Genomic DNA, 1551 nt, shown 5'->3' with positions numbered 1-1551 from the left:
GGCCGTCCGGCCCGCCCCGTCGAGTGTGCACAAGGTGCCCCTTCGTCGCGGCGGAAAGGGCCCGTTCTGCACACTCGCGCGGCGCGAGGGCGGGCGCGCGGCGCGGCGGCGGGGGCGAGGTGCGGCCGCGGGGCGGGGTTCCTGCGGGCGGGGTCTCGGGGCGGGGGTCTCCGGGGGGATCAGCCCGCCGCGCGGCGCACCCGGTCGGCGACCTGCTCCGGAGTCATCTCGGCGCCGCCCCGCCGGCCGATCTCCGCAGCCAGTTCGACGCGCTTCTCCAGCGCGCAGACCGCGATGCAGGACCCGGCCGGCAGGGGGTCGGCGGCGTCCAGCAGGGCGACCAGTGCGCCGAGTTCGTCGGCCGCTTCCGCGACGTCCACCACGCCGGCCTCGGCCGCGCCGGCTCGCCAGATCGCCTCCATCTCGCCCGCCGGTCGGCCGCGGCCGTAGCGCGTGCGGCCCGCGACCACCAGCCGGTCGGCGGCCCGGGCGGCCAGCGCGCCCATCGCGTGGATGGCCTCGTCCGGCCGGTCGCCCGCGGTGCCCAGCACGGTCGCCAGCTCGCCGCCCGGCTCGGTCAGCGCCCGGGCCACCGCCAGCAGCGACGCCAGCGAGGCCTCGTTGTGGGCCAGGTCGAGCACGACGGCGGTGCCGTCGAGGCCGTACACGTTGAGCCGGCCGGCGTTGTGCTCGGCGCCGGTGGTGAAGGTGCGCAAGCCCTCCCGGACGGCGTCCAGCGGCACCCCGACGGCGATCGCCGCCGCCGTCGCGGCCAGCGCGTTCGCCGTGTTCACCGTCGAGGCGCCGGCCAGCGTGATCGGCACCTGCGCCAGGTCGATCACCTCGGTCGGATCGTGCCCGCGGCCCAGGATGACGATCGTCCCCTCGAGCACGGTGATGGCCCGGCCGCCGGCCTCCAGGGCATCGTCCAGGTAGGGGTTGTCCGGGTCGGGGGAGTAGAACCAGGGCTTGGCCCGCGACACCGACCGCATCGCCCGGACCAGCGGGTCGTCGGCGTTGAGCACCGTCCAGCCGCCGGGCCGGGTGATCCGGACGATCACCGACTTGACCTCGGCCAGCTGCTCCAGGGTGTGCACGCCGAGCAGGCCCAGGTGGTCGGCGCTGATGTTGGTGACGACCGAAACGTCGTTGACGGCGGTGCCGACGCCGCGCAGCAGGATCCCGCCGCGGGCCGTCTCGGTGACCGCCACCTGCACGGACGGGTCGGCCAGCACCCGGGCCGCGCCGCCCGGCCCGGACCAGTCGCCCGACTCCACCTCGACGCCGTCGATGAAGATGCCGTCGGTGGAGGACCAGCCCGGGATCCGGCCGCCGGTCCGGACCAGGTGCGCGATCAGCCGGGTGGTGGTGGTCTTGCCGTTGGTGCCGGTCACCGCGATCACCGGGATGGTCGGCCTGAGCGGGGCGATCGTCTCGCCCGGGTCGTGGCCGGCCAGCCGCTCGGGCACCCGGTCCAGCGCCTCGTCCAGGTGCGGGCAGTCGGGATCGGGGGAGAAGAACCACGGCCGGGCCCGGGTGACCGCGTGCATC

Annotated in this window: 1 protein-coding gene; it reads right to left on the bottom strand. The window is 76.4% G+C overall.

Annotated features, from left to right (window positions below):
• Positions 1 to 179 precede the first annotated feature (179 nt).
• Positions 180 to 1551: Mur ligase family protein (locus tag ACOJUF_RS15940; protein WP_420122810.1), on the bottom strand; the 1372-nt coding region annotated here is incomplete at its 5' end.

Origin of the sequence: Nakamurella sp., assembly GCF_048594475.1 — a bacterium.
Taxonomy (GTDB): domain Bacteria; phylum Actinomycetota; class Actinomycetes; order Mycobacteriales; family Nakamurellaceae; genus Nakamurella.
Note: the sequence above shows the minus strand (reverse complement) of the source record. Positions and strands in the feature narration are given on the sequence as shown.